We start from the raw sequence: 16475 nt of genomic DNA, 5'->3' as shown, positions 1-16475 counted from the left end.
GACATGCATCCATAAGGCCTTGATTTCTTTGGTCGGGGCGAGAGGATTTGAACCTCCGACCACCTGCACCCCATGCAGGTACGCTACCAGGCTGCGCTACGCCCCGAACAGCAAGAAATTATAACAGACACTTCGTTCGATGAGAACCGCTCGCGCCAACAAAGCCCTTAGCGATTCAACAGATCGATCACATGCAGCAGTTCCTTGCGCAACTGCTCGACGTCGACCGCGACGGTAGTGGGCGCCGGCGGAGCGATGCCCTCGACCTGCTCGCCCACTTCAGCCGGCGCACCATGCGCGCCGCCGCCATGCGAATCGAGCCGGTTGCGCGCACCGTTGATCGTGAAGCCCTGTTCGTACAGCAACTCGCGAATCCGCCGGATCAACAGCACCTCATGATGCTGATAGTACCGGCGATTGCCGCGCCGCTTGACCGGCCGCAACTGCGTAAACTCCTGCTCCCAATAGCGCAACACGTGCGGCTTGACACCGCATAGTTCGCTGACCTCACCAATCGTGAAGTAGCGTTTCGCCGGAATCGGAGGCAAGACGACTTTTTCCATCGTCGCTGTCATCGTCAGTTAGCCGTCGTGGTGGGTTGCGCAGGAACGCGCCAGTCGATCAACGCGTGAAGCTTGCTTCCGCGCCGTTCTCGACCAGAGCCTTCAGCTTTTGACTTGCATGGAACGTCACAACGCGGCGCGCGGCGATGGGAATCGCCTCGCCGGTTTTCGGGTTTCTGCCGGGACGCTGCGGCTTGTCGCGCAACTGGAAGTTGCCGAAGCCCGAGAGCTTGACGCTGTCGCCGCTCTCCAGCGCGTCGCGGATCACCTCGAAAAACGCTTCGACCATGTCCTTCGCTTCCCGCTTGTTGAGCCCGACATTGTCGAACAGCAACTCGGCAAGTTCCGCTTTGGTGAGCGTCGGCGTTTCAGTTGAAACGGCGGCGGGTGATGTCGGAATTTCTCGAATCATGGCGCTGCGTTGCGCCGTAAGAAGGGCTTCGAAATCACTCGAGTTCATTTCATTCATATCTATCAAATGGCGCGCCAGACAGAAAACAAAGGATGCGGAAACAGCCGTGCAATTGTTAAATGCGGGTTATCCGCGCAACCGTGCGCCATATACTCGAGCCAGACGTTCCACCAGAGTCTGAATGGCCAGATCGACCGTTTCGTCCTGAAGGGTCCCGCCAGTATCTTGCAAGGTAACTCGGAACGCAAGGCTTTTCTCGTGAGCCGCCAGACCACCGGAAGTGTTTGATTTTGGACGGAATTCGTCGAAAAGCGCAACCTTCTGAACCGTCTTGCAGGCGGGCTCTGACTGGGCCTTCTGGAGCTCGTCGAGAAGCGCCTGCACCTCGATTTTCTGATCGACAACCACCGCGATATCGCGTCGCACCGGCGGGAATTTAGACACTTCCGACGGTGTGGGCAATACCCGTTGCATTAATGCGTCCGCTTCCAGTTCAAACAGAATCGGCGCATGCGGTAAATCATATTTTTGCATCCAGCGCGGATGCAGTTCGCCAATCCAGCCGATCGCGCGACCATTCAGCTCAATGCGCGCGCTGCGCCCCGGATGCAGCGCCGCATGCTCCGCTTTCACGAAGCGCGCTACCGCGGGCGCGAGGAGCGCCTCGACGTCGGCCTTCACGTCGAAGTAGTCGACCGTGCGCGCGGGCGCGCCCCACTGCTCTTCGAGCGCCGGACCGTAGGCGAGGCCGCCGATCATCTTCGGCTGCGCGAAGCCTTCCACAGTCAGTTCGCCGGCCTTGATCGACGGATCGTGCAGGAACACGCGGCCGGCTTCGAACACGCGCACGCGATCCGCGGCGCGGCGATTCAGGTTGGTACGCAGCACGTGGATCAGACTGCCGAACAGCGTCGTGCGCATGACCGACAACTGGCTCGCGATCGGGTTCAGCAGGCGCACCGGCTTGTCGTTGCCGGCGAAGTCCTGTTCCCACTCAGCGTCCACGAAACTGAAGTTCACCGTCTCGGCGTAGTCGCGAGCAGCGAGCGTGTGGCGGATTGTGTGGATCGAGCGGCGCGTTTCGTTGGTTGCGCGCATCTCGCTTTTCGCAACGGGCGGGCGCGCCGGAATCTTTTCGAAGCCGTAAATGCGCGCGACTTCTTCGATCAGGTCTTCTTCGATTTCAATATCGAAGCGGTACGACGGCGGCATCACTGAGAAGGCGTCGCCGTCGCGTTCGAACGTAAGGCCCAGGCGCACGAAAATCTGCGCGATTTCCTCGGCGCTGATTGCAACGCCGATGATGCGGTTCGCGCGCGACACGCGCATCTTCACGGGCTCGCGCTGCGGCACGTTGACGATCTGGTCGTCCACAGGCCCCGCCTCGCCGCCGCAAATATCCAGGATCAACTGCGTGATGCGCTCGATATGTTCGACGGTGCTCGCGTAGTCGACGCCACGCTCGAAGCGATGGCCGGCGTCCGTCGAGAAGTTGTACTTGCGGGAGCGGCCGCGAATGCTGTCGGGCCACCAGAATGCGGCTTCGAGATAGATGTTGGTCGTGTCCAGCGTGACGGCCGTGCTGTCGCCGCCCATGATGCCCGCGAGACTTTCGATATGCCGCTCGTCGGCGATCACGCCGACCGTTTCGTCCAGTTCGACCGTGTTGCCGTTCAGCAGCTTCAGCGTTTCGCCCTTGCGGCCCCAACGCACGTCCATGCCGCCGTGGATCTTGTCCAGATCGAACACGTGCGACGGACGGCCCAGCTCGAGCATCACATAATTGGAAATATCGACGAGCGCCGAGATGCTGCGCTGACCGGAACGCTCCAGACGTTCGACCATCCACTGCGGCGACTTCGCACGCGCATTCACACCGCGGATGACACGGCCCGAGAAACGGCCGCACAGATCGGGCGCGGAAATGCGGACCGGCAGCGTCTCATTGAGCTTGACCTCGACCGGCTTGATCTCGAGCGGACGCAACGGCGCACCGGTGATCGCGGACGTTTCGCGCGCCACGCCGAACACCGACAGGCAATCCGCCTTGTTCGGCGTCAGCTTGATTTCGAAAATAGTGTCGTCGAGATTGAGCGTCTCGCGGATGTCCTGGCCAATCGGTGTATCTTCCGGCAGGATCAGGAGGCCGCTATGATCTTCGGATAGCTTCAGTTCGCGCGCCGAACACAGCATGCCCTGGCTTTCCACGCCGCGCAGCTTCGACAGTTTGATTGCGAAGGGCGCGCCGCCCTCTTCGGCCGGCGGCAGTTGCGCGCCGACCAGCGCGACCGGCACCTTGATGCCAGGCGCCACGTTCGGTGCTCCGCATACGATGTTCAGCGTCGCGCCAGTGCCGGCGTTGACCTGGCAAACGTTAAGCTTGTCCGCATCCGGATGCTTGACGACTTCCAGCACCTGACCGACCACGATCTTCGAGGTCGGCGGCGCAGCGGGTCGCAGGTCTTCCACTTCGAGACCCGCCATTGTCAATGCGTGCGACAGCTCGTCCGTCGTGAGTTGCGGATCGACAAAGGTTCTCAGCCAGGATTCCGGGAATTGCATGGTTCTGTGTACGTTCTGATCGGGTTAGGTCCGCGGGTTAAATCCGCATGAGGCAGATGCGAGCTTCACTGCAAGTCACTGCCGGGACGCTCTGGCGGTATGCACTTTCGGGTGCATCGCCGCGCTCTATGCGGAGCGCGCCGCGCGCGCTCACGCACTCACTCAGGCAAATTGACGCAGGAAGCGCAGGTCGTTTTCGAAGAACAGACGCAAGTCCTGCACGCCATAGCGCAACATGGTCAGCCGCTCGAGGCCGCTGCCGAATGCAAAGCCGATGTAGCGCTCCGGGTCGAGGCCCATGTTGCGGATCACCGTGGGGTGAACCTGGCCTGAACCCGAAATCTCGAGCCACTTGCCCGCGTTCTTGCCCGTTTCGAACAGCATATCGATCTCAGCCGACGGTTCGGTGAACGGAAAGTAGGACGGACGAAAACGAACCTGAATATCGTCGCGCTCGAAGAACTTCTTGAGAAAGTCGGTATAGACGCCCTTCAGGTCCGCGAAGCTGATGTTCTCGTCGATCCACAAGCCTTCCACCTGGTTGAACATGGGCGAGTGAGTCGCGTCGCTGTCCACGCGGTACGTGCGGCCCGGCACGATCACCTTGATGGGCGGCTTGTTGGTGCGCGCGTAACGCACCTGCATCGGGCTCGTGTGCGTGCGCAGCAGCAGTTGGCGGCCGTCGGCGTCTTTGCCGTCGACGTAGAAAGTGTCCTGCATTGAACGCGCCGGGTGATTTTCCGGGCTGTTCAGCGAGGTGAAGTTGTACCAGTCGGTCTCGATCTCCGGGCCGTCAGCCACGTCGAAACCGATGCTGCCGAAAATCTGTTCGACGCGCTCCCACGTGCGCATCACCGGGTGCAGGCTGCCCGTATTGGCGCCACGGCCCGGCAAGGTGACGTCAATTGCTTCAGCGGCGAGGCGCTGGTTCAGCAACGCGTCAGCCAGCGCCTGACGGCGCGCCGTCAACGCGGCTTCAACTTGCTGCTTGACGAGGTTGATCCGTGCGCCTTCGGTCTTGCGCGTTTCGGGATCGAGTTTGCCAAGGCCCTTCAACAGTTCGGTCAGCGCGCCCGACTTGCCGAGAAAGCGCGCTTTCTCGTTCTCGAGCGTGGTGACGTCGGAGGCTTCTGCGAAGGCTTTTTGCGCGTCGGCGACAATCTGGTCCAGATCCATTGATCCCATCATTTCAACGTCAGTGTTCTATCGAAACAAAACCGGTTCTACCAACAAAAACGGGGCTCGGTGAGGAGCCCCGTTTTTGTTGCAGCGTCACCGGGACTACCGGATGTTCGCTGCAACGAACCACGCAGTGTTAATTGCCAGAAGCGCAATCAGGCTGCAACGGCGGCTTTCACCTGCTGAACGATCGCAGCAAAAGCAGCCTTGTCGAACACAGCCATGTCGGCCAGCACCTTGCGGTCCAGTTCGATCGAAGCCTTCTTCAGGCCGTTGATGAACACGCTGTACGTCATGTCGTGCTGACGCACCGCCGCGTTGATACGCGTGATCCACAGTGCGCGGAACACACGCTTCTTGTTGCGGCGATCGCGGTAGGCGTACTGGCCTGCGCGCATGACCGCCTGCTTGGCGATGCGATAGACGTTATTGCGACGGCCGCGGTAACCCTTGGCCAGCTTGATAATCTTCTTGTGACGGGCCCGTGCGGTAACCCCACGTTTTACTCGAGGCATGTTTCGCTCCTATGAGTTTCGGTTAAGGGTTAAGCGAACGGCAGCATTGCGCGCACGGAGTTCAGATCGGAATCATGAACTGCCGTCGAGCCGCGCAGATGGCGTTTGTTCTTGGTGGTCTTCTTGGTAAGAATGTGGCGCTTGAAGGCTTGACCGCGCTTGACGGTACCGCCCGGACGCACCACGAAGCGCTTTGCAGCACTCTTCTTGGTCTTCATCTTCGGCATGACAACTCCATTATTTGATGGACATGGGTGTGCGGTCGGCCTGATGGCCATTACCCGCCCTTCGAAACCCATTCCACTTGGTATGCAGACCGCCGATACCGCCGGCAGCCGCTTTTCGGGAACGGCGCTCACTTGCAAAAGCGCTGCTCCGAAATCTGCTGACGCTGCACCGGGCAACCGGCGCGGCGTCATTGTATCTGTCACAACCAGAACTCGCGCGCTCATGGCGCGCAGTTGCCCTGACTGCTTACTTCTTTTTCTTCGGAGCGAGCACCATGATCATCTGGCGCCCTTCCATTTTCGGCATTTGCTCGACCTGACCCACTTCGTCGAGGTCGGTGCGCAGGCGTTCCAGCATGCGCATGCCAATTTCCTGGTGAGCCATTTCGCGGCCACGGAAACGCAACGTGATTTTCGTCTTGTCGCCGTCTTCGAGGAAGCGGACGAGGTTACGCAGCTTGACGTTGTAGTCGCCGTCGTCAGTACCCGGGCGGAATTTGACTTCCTTGACCTGGATGACCTTCTGCTTGAGCTTGGCCTCGTGTTGCTTCTTCGCTTCCTGGTACTTGAACTTGCCGTAGTCCATCAAACGGCAAACCGGCGGGACCGCTTGAGGAGCGATTTCGACCAGATCCACATCTTGCTGTTCCGACATGCGGAACGCATCAGCGAGTTTCACGATGCCGAGCGGTTCGTTCTCGACGCCGACCAGACGCACCTCGGGTGCCGTAATTTCACCGTTGATGCGGTGCGCAGACTTATCAGTAGCGATGTTACGTTTCCTCTAAAAATTAAAAAAACGAGCCGGGCTGCCAAGTGGCTCAGTTGAACGACTGCACGTCCTGGCGCAGACGCTCAATGAAGGCATCGACAGGCATCACGCCAAGATCGACACCACCACGGGCACGCACGGCTACCGTTTGGGCTTCACGCTCCTTGTCGCCGACCACAAGCAGGTACGGCACCTTCTCGAGCGTGTGCTCACGTATTTTATAGCTAATCTTCTCGTTGCGCAAATCAGCCTCCACTCTAACCCCTTGTTTTTGCAACGTTTGGGCGAGAGACTGGGCGTATTCCGCCTGACTTTCGGCGATATTCATCACCACCACCTGCATCGGCGCCAGCCATGCGGGCATTGCACCGGCGTGGTGCTCGATCAGGATGCCGAGAAAGCGCTCCATTGATCCGACGATTGCCCGGTGCAGCATGATGGGCCGGCGGCGACCGTTGTCTTCCGCGACGTACTCCGCGCCAAGACGCTCGGGCAGCACCATGTCGAGCTGCAACGTGCCGCATTGCCACGAGCGGCCAAGCGCGTCCTTGATGTGATACTCGACCTTCGGACCGTAGAAAGCGCCTTCGCCGGGCAGCTCTTCCCACGTCACGCCGCACGCGGTCAGCGCTTCGCGCAAGCCCTGCTCGGCGCGGTCCCACGTTTCGTCCGTGCCCGCGCGCGCGTCCGGGCGCAACGACAGCTTGATCTCGACATTGTCGAAGCCGAAGTCCTTGTACACGCTCATGGCGAGCGTGTTAAAGGCGATCGACTCGCTGATGAACTGATCTTCCGTACAGAAGATGTGCGCGTCGTCCTGCACGAAACCGCGCACGCGCATCAAACCATGCAGCGCGCCCGACGATTCGTTGCGGTGGCACGAGCCGAACTCTGCGTAACGCAGCGGCAGATCGCGATACGAGCGCAAGCCGTGGTTGAACACCTGAACGTGACCGGGGCAGTTCATCGGCTTGATCGCGTAGTCGCGCTTTTCCGATTCCGTCGTGAACATGTTTTCACGATAGTTCTGCCAGTGGCCGGACGCTTCCCAGAGCGACCGGTCCATGATCATGGGCGTCTTGATTTCGAGGTAGCCGGCCTCGTTCACGCGGCGGCGCATGTACTGCTCGACCTGCTGCCACAACGTCCAGCCGCGGGGATGCCAGAACACCATGCCGGGCGACTCGTCCTGCATATGGAACAGGTCGAGTTGCTTGCCGAGCTTGCGGTGATCGCGCTTTTCCGCTTCCTCGAGCATGTGCAGATACGCTTCCTGGTCTTCCTTCTTCGTCCAGGCCGTGCCGTAGATGCGCTGCAACTGCTCGTTCTTCGAATCGCCGCGCCAGTACGCACCAGCGACCTTCATCAACTTGAAGACCTTGAGCTTTCCCGTGGACGGCACGTGCGGACCACGACACAGGTCGGTGAAACCGCCGTGCGAGTAGAGCTTGATCTCGTCGGTCGCCGGAATCGACTCGATGATCTCCGCCTTGTACTTTTCGCCGATGCTCTTGAAGTAGTCCACCGCTTCGTCGCGCGACACGACGCGGCGCGACACGGGCTCGTCTTTCTTCGCGAGCTCCTGCATGCGCTTTTCGATCTTTTCCAGATCTTCAGGCGTGAAGGGACGGTTATAGGCGAAGTCGTAGTAAAAGCCGTTGTCGATCACCGGACCAATGGTGACCTGCGCCTCGGGGTACAGATCTTTCACCGCGTACGCGAGCAGGTGCGCCGTGGAGTGGCGAATGATATCGAGACCGTCTGCGTCTTTTTCGGTGACGATGGCCAGCGCCACGTCGTGATCGATCAGCGTGGACGTGTCGACCAGTTCACCGTCGATCTTGCCGCCGAGCGCAGCCTTCGCGAGGCCGGGGCCGATGGACGCGGCCACTTCGGCGACGGTCACCGGATGCTCGTACTGTCGAACAGAACCGTCAGGCAGACGTATCGAAACCATTGCGTTCTCCGTGGTGCCGACCGGCGGCGGCACATACAACCAGGTGAAAAAGCCAAAAAAAATGCGGCCCCGCTTTCGAGGGGCCGCATTCACATTTCCTGCAAACTGCACTGGCGAAAGTGGTCCTCGACTAGCGTCGCTCCGAAGTGGTTTCGGTCAACGTTCGCGGTGCCATAACCGTATTCGCCCTTCGCCGTATTCGCCTATTGCGCCACAGGCGCTTACTGCAGTTTGCGAAACCCCGGCAATGCCGGAATTTCTTTTTCGTTGGTAGGCTCGATTGGACTCGAACCAACGACCCCCACCATGTCAAGGTGGTGCTCTAACCAGCTGAGCTACGAGCCTGAAGAAACGAGATTATATGGAGCCCCACACTGCTTGGCAAGTACTTTTATGCACCGACTTTAGAATCCCCGGACCCGTGATCATTCCGCGACTCGTACAACGGCCGCATTCTCAGGAGTTCATTAAGCTCGTTCGCTCTCAGCCTTTGCGCGATGCCCGCACGACGCCCGTCACTTCGCCAAGCAGCGTGCAGGCGCGCTGAATTTGCGCGGCACTCGAGACTTCGACGGTGAATTGCATGAACGCGGCATTGCGGCGTGTCTGCGTCTTCACGCCGATCACATTCATTTTCTCGCGCGCGAACACTTCGGAGATATCGCGCAGCAGGCCCTGACGGTCGGTTGCCTCGATCGACAGATCGACCGGATAGACCGATTGCCCGCGGCCGCTCATCACATCCGCCGACCATGCCGTTTGCAGCACCCGCTCCGGCGCGCGCTCGGCCATGCGCAAAAACGTTGGGCAATCGCTGCGGTGAATCGACATGCCCTTGCCGCGCGTCACGAAGCCCGAGATGTCGTCGGGCGGCGCCGGCCGGCAGCAACGTGCAAGCTGCGTGAGGAGCGCGTCCACGCCGACCACCAGCACGCCCGTCGACGCGCCCCGCGCGACACTCGCGCCACTGCTGCGCTTCTCGAATTGCTCCGGCGCCTCGACCACCGGTTCCGGCGGCGGCGCATCATGCAGCGCCTGTTCGACGAGCCGCAGACTGAATTCTTCCTTGCCCACGACCGAGAAAAAATCGTCGGTCGTCTTGAAGCCGAGCTTGGCGGCAAGCTGATCCAGATTGACCGAGGTCTTGCCCTCACGCTGCAAGGTCTTTTCGACCATCGCGCGTCCGCTCGCAATATGCTCCTGCAATTCCACCGCGTTGAACCAGGCCCGCACCTTCTGACGCGCGCGCGAGCTATGCAGATAGCCGAGTTGCGGGTTCAGCCAGTCGCGGGACGGGCCGCCCTCCTTCACGGCGACGATCTCAACCGTCTGGCCGTTCTGCAACTGTGTGTTGAGCGGCACCATCGCGCCGTCCACACGCGCGCCGCGGCACCTGTGCCCCAACTCGCTATGCAGGTGATACGCGAAATCCACGGGCGTCGCGCCGTGCGGCAACGCGATCACACGCGCCTGCGGCGTCAGCACGTAGATGTGGTCGTCGTCGAGCGTGGCCTGGCGCAGTTGCTCCCACGGCTGCGTAGCGCGCTTTTCGCCGTGCTCGCCTTCGGACACGTCGTCTTTCCACGCGAGCAGTTGACGCAGCCACGCGATCTTCTCGTCGTACTTCTCATTGGCCGCAAACTGCCCGCCGTAACCGCGCGTGCCAGCCTCCTTGTAGCGCCAGTGCGCGGCCACGCCGTATTCCGCGAACTGATGCATCTCATGCGTGCGGATCTGCACTTCGAACGCGCGGCCGTCGTCGCCGATCACGACTGTATGCAGCGACTTGTAGCCATTGGGCTTGGGTCGCGAGATGTAGTCGTCGAACTCTTTGGGAACCGGTTGCCACAGGTTGTGCACGATGCCGAGCACGGTGTAGCAGTCTTTGATGTCCGGCACGATCACACGAAACGCGCGCACGTCGTACAGTTCCGCGAAGTCCAGTTCCTTGCCGCGCATCTTGCGCCAGATGCTGTAGATGTGCTTCGGGCGCCCGCTCACTTCGGCGCGAATGTTGGCCGCGGCGAGTTCGCGCTGCAGGCGCTCGATGGCCTGCGCCACATAGCTTTCGCGCTCGACGCGCTTCTCGTCCAGCAGCTTCGCAATGCGCTTGTAGACGGCCGGTTCCTCGAAGCGGAACGCGAGGTCTTCGAGTTCCCACTTCAGTTGCCAGATGCCCAGACGGTTCGCGAGCGGCGCGTAGATATCGAGCGTCTCGCGCGCCACGTCGGGCGAAGGCGTGAGCTTCGCCGCCGCGTAAAAGCGCAGCGACTGCAGCCGCGACGCGAGCCGGATCAACACCACGCGGATGTCCTGCGCGAACGCAAGCAGCATCTTGCGCAGCGCCTCGACCTGCGCGCGCCGCGCGGCCTGCGCGTCGCGCCCCGCTTCGGGCATCGCGTTCTGCGCCGCGCGCAAGCTCACGGTGCCAAGGCGCAGAAGCTTGCGCACGTCGCAGACGAGTTGCGCGACCTCTTCGCCGAACTTGTCGGCAATCAGGCGCTCGGGGTCCTGCAAATGCGGCGTCAATGCGAATAGCGCGGCCGCCAGCACGGCCGGCGGATCGACATTGAGCGTACGCATGATGGACGCGGTACCCGCCGCGTGATCCGCCAGCAATTCGCCCGATGACAGGCGCACCTCGCCCGCGTGCTGCCGTACGAATGCCATCGCCTCGTCGAAAGACGGGAGGGAATGCGGCGCGCTCGTAACGGTTTCGGTATTCATGGTGCGGCGGCCCAGCGGGGCGAGGCAAATCAACGAAATTTCAACTGCAACTGCTCGGTTCTGCGCGGCTTGACTGCCGTGGTTAGCTGCGCTGCGCCGCGACCACGACGATCTCGACCAGACACTTCGGATTCGCGAGCCTGGCTTCGACGGTAGCGCGCGGCGGCGTCGCCCCTTGTGCGACCCACTCGTCCCACACTGCGTTCATGCCCGCGAAGTGCACCATGTCCGAGATATAGATCTGCACCGACAGCAGATGCGATTTATCGCTGTTGGCCTCGGCAAGCAGACGGTCGATGTGGCCGAGCACTTCGCGCGTCTGGCCCGTGATGTCCTGGTCCGCGTCTTCCGCGATCTGGCCGGCGAGGTACACGGTGCCGTTGTGCACGGCGATTTCCGAGAGGCGCTTGCCGACATGGTGACGAATGACTGCCATGGAAGATCCTGATGTAGATAGAAGAGAGTTGAATGGAAATACGGCTTGCATGACGCCCGCAGCGCAGCGTCACGCGCAACCACATATTATGACGCGTCGCCGCCTGGGCCGATGAAGAACCGCCGCGCAATGTCGATCTGATGTGCCGACAAAAACGCCGGCGCATGCCCGACACCGCTGATTTCGACGCTGGAAACATCACGCCCCGTCTCGACCATCTTCGCGACCGTCTCACGCGACAGCAAGTCGGACAACTCGCCCCTCACCACCAGCACCGGCCCCTGGAAAGACGCAAGCGAATGCCATAACGCGGCCTCGCCGAGCTTCGCGGTTTCTTCGGTGGTTGCGGCGAAGGGCTGGGCGATGCGCGGATCGTAACGGAACAGCCATGTGCCGTTTTCCTCGCGCAGCAGCGGCGTATTGATCTCGCGCCATTCGTCCGGCGTGAGCGGGCCGAAGGTGCGCGCAAGAAAAGCCGCGTGGTCGACGCCTTGCCGCAGCGAGTCGAAACGCACGGGCTTGCCGAGATAATCGCCGATACGTTTGACGGCCTCCGGCTCCAGATGCGGGCCGACGTCGTTCAACAACAGCTTGCGGATGGGCGTGTCGGCGAGGCCCGCCAGGCCGAGCCCGATCAGCCCGCCCATGGACGTGCCGAACCAGTCCACCGTCTCCACGTTCAGGCGAGCAATCAGCGTGACCATGTCGGCGACATACTGCGGCACGCCATACAAGTTGGGGTTGGCGAGCCACGACGACAAGCCCCGCCCGGCGACATCCGGACAGACCACACGGTACGTGCCCGCAAACTGCGCGGCGAGCCGGTCGAAGTCGCGCCCCGAACGCGTCAGGCCGTGCACGCACAACAGCACGCGAGGATTGTCCGGATCGCCCCACTCCGTGTAGGCGATACGATGCAGGCCCGCGACGCTCGCGCACTGCACGTAACGTTGGCGAGGCGTGGGCGGCTCGCCGGCGAAGGCTGTCGTTGCGGTCATCTGTGGTCCTTGCAAAAGCGCTGCGGATCTGGTGCGGGCGCGGACCGCAACGCGGTAGGAAGCGGCTCGCGGCGAATCTCCATTGATGCCTTCGAACGATTGTAAACCGCTTTGCACATGGCAACGATCGGCCAAACCGCATAGGACGAGCAAAGCAAAACGTCCGCCCCATAAGAAAAAAAGCGGAGGAGACTTACGCCTCGCCCGCTTCAATGCACGCTGCACGCCTACGTCAAGCATGCCCGCTGCTGTCTATGCCGCCAGCCAACGCTCACGCGTCACACACGTCAGCCGGCAATAGACCGGACAACCGCGAATCAGCTAACCGCGCTCACATCCAGCGGCGCGCCCGTCTTCGCCTTGATCTCGTCGACGCTCACGCCCGGCGCCAGTTCGGTCACCTTCAGGCCGTCTTCCGTGACTTCGATCACGCCGAGGTCGGTGATGATCTGATCGACCACGCCCACGCCCGTCAACGGCAACGTGCATTCCTCGAGAATCTTGTGCTGGTCGCCCTTCGCGACGTGCTCCATCAGCACGACGACGCGCTTGACGCCCGCGACCAGATCCATCGCGCCGCCCATGCCCTTGATCATTTTGCCCGGGATCATCCAGTTGGCGAGATCGCCCTTCTTGCTGATCTGCATCGCGCCGAGAATCGCCAGGTTGATGTGGCCGCCGCGAATCATCGCGAACGAATCCGCCGACGAGAAAATCGACGAGCCGGGCAACGTGGTCACAGTCTGCTTGCCGGCGTTGATGAGGTCGGGATCCACTTCGTCTTCGGTCGGCGAGGGGCCGATGCCGAGCAGGCCGTTCTCCGACTGCAGCCATACTTCGACGCCCGGCGGCACGTGGTTCGCCACCAGCGTCGGCAGGCCGATGCCGAGGTTCACATAGAAGCCGTCCTGCAATTCCTTCGCCGCGCGCGCGGCCATTTGGTCACGAGTCCATGCCATGATCAGTCTCCTTTCGCGCGGACGACGCGTTGTTCGATGCGTTTTTCCGGATGCGCATTGAGCACGATGCGCTGAACGAAGATGCCAGGCGTATGAATCGCGTCCGGATCGAGCTCGCCCACCTCGACGATTTCCTCGACTTCCGCCACGGTGATCCGGCCGGCCATCGCGCACATCGGGTTGAAGTTGCGCGCCGTGCGGCGATAGATCAGGTTGCCCGACTTGTCGGCCTTCCATGCCTTGACGAGGGCGATATCAGCGGTCAGCGAACGTTCGAGCACGTAGTGGTTTTCGCCGAACTGGCGGGTTTCCTTGCCCTCGGCAATCAGCGTGCCGTAGCCGGTATTCGTGAAGAAAGCCGGAATGCCCGAGCCGCCCGCGCGCAGCTTCTCGGCAAGCGTGCCCTGCGGCGTGAATTCGAGCTCAAGCTCACCGGCCAGATACTGGCGCTCGAACTCCTTGTTCTCGCCGACATACGACGAAATCATCTTCTTGATCTGGCGCGTTTCGAGCAGCAGACCAAGGCCGAATCCGTCGACGCCCGCGTTGTTGCTGATGCACGTGATGCCCTGCACCTTCGTGTCGCGCAGCGCTGCGATCAGCGCCTCGGGAATGCCGCACAGCCCGAAGCCGCCGACGGCGAACGTCTGCCCGTCCTTGACGATGTCTTTCAGCGCCTCGGCGGCGCCTGGATAGACCTTGTTCATCAGTTTGTCCCTTCCTTTATGGAAACCCGAAACCGGTTTTGTTGCGGCTGATACGACGCGTACAGGCCGTGGCCCGAGACGTCATTGCAGTCATCCACGACGCACTGGGCGCGAGGCCTGGCTAAAGGCTCGTGCACACGCCGCCACGGACGCCTCACCGCGTTCTCATGTGCCCGAAAGAGTACGCTCGCCGCGCCATGCGGCACAATACGCAAAAATACATAAGTACTTGCCGCCAGCCCATGCCCGCACTGGATTATCAAACCGCTTTTCATCTCGCGCCGATCGGGCTCGTGCTGTCGCGTGAACGCATTATCGAAGACTGCAATGACGAGCTTGCGTCCATCTTCGGCTGTCCGCGCGAGGCGCTGATCGGCCAGTCGTTCCAGATACTCTACCCGTCCGCGGACGAATTCGAGCGGATCGGCGCACGCATTCCGCCCATCATGACCGCGCAAGGCAGCTACGCCGACGACCGCATCATGAAGCGCGCCAACGGCGAACTGTTCTGGTGCCACGTGACCGGCCGCGCACAGCGGCGCGCCGACCCGCACGCGGCGGGCGTCTGGACTTTCGAGGATCTGAGCGCGACGCGCCGCGTGGCCGTCGAACTGACGCCGCGCGAGCGCGAAATCGCCGCACAACTGGTGACGGGAAAAACGAGTAAGCAGATTGGACGGGCGCTGGACATCAGCCCGCGGACGGTCGACGTGTACCGCGCGCGGCTGATGCGCAAATACGATACGGGGAATGCGACCGAGTTGTTGCAGCGGCTGCTCGGCCATTAAGCGCCGCACTTCGCGAACTTATGCCGCCGGCTCGGCCGTTTTGACGAGAGCCGCACGCTCGATCGTCGCGCGCAGCACGTCCGGGACCGGCACCGACTTGCCTGCCGCGTAATCGATCCACACGCAACGGGCGGCGCCGCGCGCATAAACGGTGTTCGGATCGTCCGCGCGCACCAGCTCGAAGCCGGTATCGAAACTGCTGCGGCCGGGCGTCGCGACGCTCATGCGGCCGATCACGTCGCCGGGATAATGCAGTTGCTTGAGAAATTCCATCGACGCATTGACGATCACCGGCCCCTGGCCGTCCGCGTTGCTGCCGGTCAAGCCCAGTTGCTCGAACCAGGAAATGCGCACCTGCTCCATATAACGGAAATAGACCGTGTTGTTCACATGGCCGAACGCGTCCATGTCGCCCCAGCGGATCGGCATCGACATTTCGAAAACTGCGTGAAAATCGCTCATTGTGCTTCTACTCTTCCTGCTTCTTCAGTGATTGAATCCGGCGTCGAACTGGAAAGCGGCAAGGCTCACGCAAGGCCGAAGCCGTCGTCGGCAGCGATTACCGAGCCGTTGATGAACTGCGATTCGTCCGCCGCCAGCAGCAGCAGGAGTCCGTCCAGGTCGTCCGGCTTGCCGACGCGATGGCGCGGCAGCATCGACACGAGCTTCTGTCCCTGCTCGGTCGACCAGTGATGATGGTTGATCTCCGTATCGATATAGCCCGGACAGATCGCGTTCACGTTGATGCCGTGCTTGCCCCATTCGAGCGCCATCGCTTTGGTCATGTGCACGACGGCCGCCTTGCTCATCGAATACAGGCCGATTTGCGGCAGCACTCGCAGACCCGCCATGGAGGCTATATTGATGATGCGATACGACGGCTTTTGCGCATTGTTGCCGCGCATGATCATGCGCTTGGCCACTTCCTGGGCGACGAAGAATGCGCCGCGCGTATTCGTATCGAACACGTATTCGAAGTCGGCGGGTGTGACTTCCGAGAGCTTTTGCGTGGTGGACACGCCCGAGTTGTTCACCAGAATGTCGATCGTGCCCGCCTCGGTCTCCGCGTGCGCGACGGCCGCCTTGATGCTTTGATAATCTGTCACGTCGAGCGAGACGACGTGCGCCGCGCCGCCCGACGCCTCGATCTCGGCGCGCAGTTCCTTGAGGCGCTCCGTGCGCCGGCTCGCGAGCACGACCTTGGCGCCCGCCTGCGACAATACCTGTGCAAAGCGCTTGCCCAACCCGCTCGAGGCGCCGGTTATCAGCGCGACCTTGCCTTCCAGATTGATCGAACGGCCCATTGTCGTTCCTTGTTCGGTGATTGTTACGGATGCGGTTGTCAGTTGCGGCCGAGCTTAAGCTCGGGTCAATACCGTATCACAGAAATAGAACGATCGTGCTAATCTCTGCTGACCCGGTTGCGGTGCAAGAATCCATCGCCCACAATACGATCCCGAAAAAAGCATTCTAACGGTAAGAGGAGCTTCAATGACCCCCGCAAGTCTCATCGAGCAGTATGGCCCGCGCGAGTCGATGGAATACGACGTCGTGATCGTCGGCGGCGGCCCGGCTGGCCTGTCTGCCGCGATCCGCCTGAAGCAGCTGGCGGCCGACAAGGGGGTCGAACTTGGCGTCTGCGTGCTTGAAAAAGGCTCGGAAATCGGGGCGCA

17 protein-coding genes and 2 tRNA genes are annotated in these 16475 nt (G+C 61.4%); 2 read left to right on the top strand and 17 right to left on the bottom strand.

What is annotated here, in order from left to right; all coding sequences use genetic code 11:
- Window positions 1-29 precede the first annotated feature (29 nt).
- The 15 genes from A3AC_RS0126095 to A3AC_RS0126025 all read right to left on the bottom strand — a co-directional run bounded on the left by A3AC_RS0126095 (window position 30) and on the right by A3AC_RS0126025 (window position 14014).
- Window positions 30-106: transfer RNA gene (locus tag A3AC_RS0126095), tRNA-Pro, on the bottom strand.
- A 61-nt stretch (window positions 107-167) separates the two neighbouring features.
- Window positions 168-575: a MerR family transcriptional regulator gene (locus A3AC_RS0126090; RefSeq protein WP_025602376.1), complete on the bottom strand. Its 408-nt coding sequence runs from the start codon at window positions 573-575 to the stop codon at window positions 168-170.
- Between the two features lie 46 nt (window positions 576-621).
- The gene (locus A3AC_RS0126085; protein ID WP_006052505.1) at window positions 622-1032 is read right to left on the bottom strand and encodes an integration host factor subunit alpha; all 411 of its coding nucleotides are present in this window, start codon (window positions 1030-1032) and stop codon (window positions 622-624) included.
- A gap of 69 nt (window positions 1033-1101) precedes the next feature.
- Entirely contained in the window at window positions 1102-3537 is a 2436-nt protein-coding gene (gene pheT, locus A3AC_RS0126080; protein ID WP_025602375.1) for a phenylalanine--tRNA ligase subunit beta, read from the bottom strand.
- A gap of 162 nt (window positions 3538-3699) precedes the next feature.
- Window positions 3700-4713, bottom strand: coding sequence for a phenylalanine--tRNA ligase subunit alpha (pheS, locus tag A3AC_RS0126075; protein ID WP_025602374.1), 1014 nt, complete (start codon window positions 4711-4713; stop codon window positions 3700-3702).
- Between the two features lie 158 nt (window positions 4714-4871).
- Window positions 4872-5231, bottom strand: coding sequence for a 50S ribosomal protein L20 (rplT, locus tag A3AC_RS0126070; protein ID WP_006052502.1), 360 nt, complete (start codon window positions 5229-5231; stop codon window positions 4872-4874).
- A gap of 29 nt (window positions 5232-5260) precedes the next feature.
- The gene (gene rpmI, locus A3AC_RS0126065; RefSeq protein ID WP_006052501.1) at window positions 5261-5458 is read right to left on the bottom strand and encodes a 50S ribosomal protein L35; all 198 of its coding nucleotides are present in this window, start codon (window positions 5456-5458) and stop codon (window positions 5261-5263) included.
- A gap of 247 nt (window positions 5459-5705) precedes the next feature.
- Window positions 5706-6230 (bottom strand): translation initiation factor IF-3, encoded by a 525-nt coding sequence (gene infC, locus A3AC_RS0126060; RefSeq protein ID WP_075643713.1) that lies wholly within the window; start codon window positions 6228-6230, stop codon window positions 5706-5708.
- Between the two features lie 49 nt (window positions 6231-6279).
- Window positions 6280-8187, bottom strand: coding sequence for a threonine--tRNA ligase (gene thrS, locus A3AC_RS0126055; RefSeq protein ID WP_025602373.1), 1908 nt, complete (start codon window positions 8185-8187; stop codon window positions 6280-6282).
- 268 nt (window positions 8188-8455) lie between these two features.
- Window positions 8456-8532 (bottom strand) — tRNA-Val (locus A3AC_RS0126050).
- Window positions 8533-8670: 138 nt separating this feature from the next.
- A complete protein-coding gene (locus A3AC_RS0126045) occupies window positions 8671-10914 on the bottom strand; it encodes a RelA/SpoT family protein (protein WP_025602372.1) in 2244 nt (747 codons plus the stop codon).
- A gap of 82 nt (window positions 10915-10996) precedes the next feature.
- Window positions 10997-11350, bottom strand: coding sequence for a RidA family protein (locus A3AC_RS0126040; RefSeq protein ID WP_025602371.1), 354 nt, complete (start codon window positions 11348-11350; stop codon window positions 10997-10999).
- An 86-nt stretch (window positions 11351-11436) separates the two neighbouring features.
- Complete coding sequence (locus A3AC_RS0126035; RefSeq protein WP_025602370.1) at window positions 11437-12348, bottom strand: alpha/beta fold hydrolase; 912 nt, start codon at window positions 12346-12348, stop codon at window positions 11437-11439.
- Window positions 12349-12665: 317 nt separating this feature from the next.
- The gene (locus A3AC_RS0126030) at window positions 12666-13307 is read right to left on the bottom strand and encodes a CoA transferase subunit B (protein WP_025602369.1); all 642 of its coding nucleotides are present in this window, start codon (window positions 13305-13307) and stop codon (window positions 12666-12668) included.
- Window positions 13308-13309: 2 nt separating this feature from the next.
- Window positions 13310-14014, bottom strand: a complete 705-nt coding sequence (locus A3AC_RS0126025) for a CoA transferase subunit A (RefSeq protein WP_025602368.1) — start codon at window positions 14012-14014, stop codon at window positions 13310-13312.
- A 242-nt stretch (window positions 14015-14256) separates the two neighbouring features.
- On the opposite strand from A3AC_RS0126025, the gene A3AC_RS0126020 reads away from it, so the two are divergent.
- Window positions 14257-14802, top strand: a complete 546-nt coding sequence (locus A3AC_RS0126020) for a LuxR C-terminal-related transcriptional regulator (protein WP_025602367.1) — start codon at window positions 14257-14259, stop codon at window positions 14800-14802.
- A gap of 18 nt (window positions 14803-14820) precedes the next feature.
- Here A3AC_RS0126020 and A3AC_RS0126015 read toward each other — a convergent pair whose 3' ends face one another.
- On the bottom strand, window positions 14821-15264 hold the full coding sequence (locus A3AC_RS0126015) for an acyl-CoA thioesterase (protein ID WP_025602366.1): 444 nt from the start codon (window positions 15262-15264) through the stop codon (window positions 14821-14823).
- 65 nt (window positions 15265-15329) lie between these two features.
- Window positions 15330-16106 carry an SDR family oxidoreductase gene (locus A3AC_RS0126010; protein WP_013339934.1) on the bottom strand — a complete coding sequence of 259 codons (777 nt, stop codon included), beginning with the start codon at window positions 16104-16106 and terminating at the stop codon, window positions 15330-15332.
- 187 nt (window positions 16107-16293) lie between these two features.
- Between A3AC_RS0126010 and A3AC_RS29520 the strand changes: the two genes are divergently transcribed.
- Window positions 16294-16475 (top strand): FAD-dependent oxidoreductase (locus tag A3AC_RS29520; RefSeq protein ID WP_035475900.1); only part of this gene is annotated, 182 nt, incomplete at its 3' end.

Origin of the sequence: Burkholderia sp. WSM2230, from assembly GCF_000472445.1 — a bacterium.
Lineage (GTDB): Bacteria > Pseudomonadota > Gammaproteobacteria > Burkholderiales > Burkholderiaceae > Paraburkholderia.
Note: the sequence above shows the minus strand (reverse complement) of the source record. Positions and strands in the feature narration are given on the sequence as shown.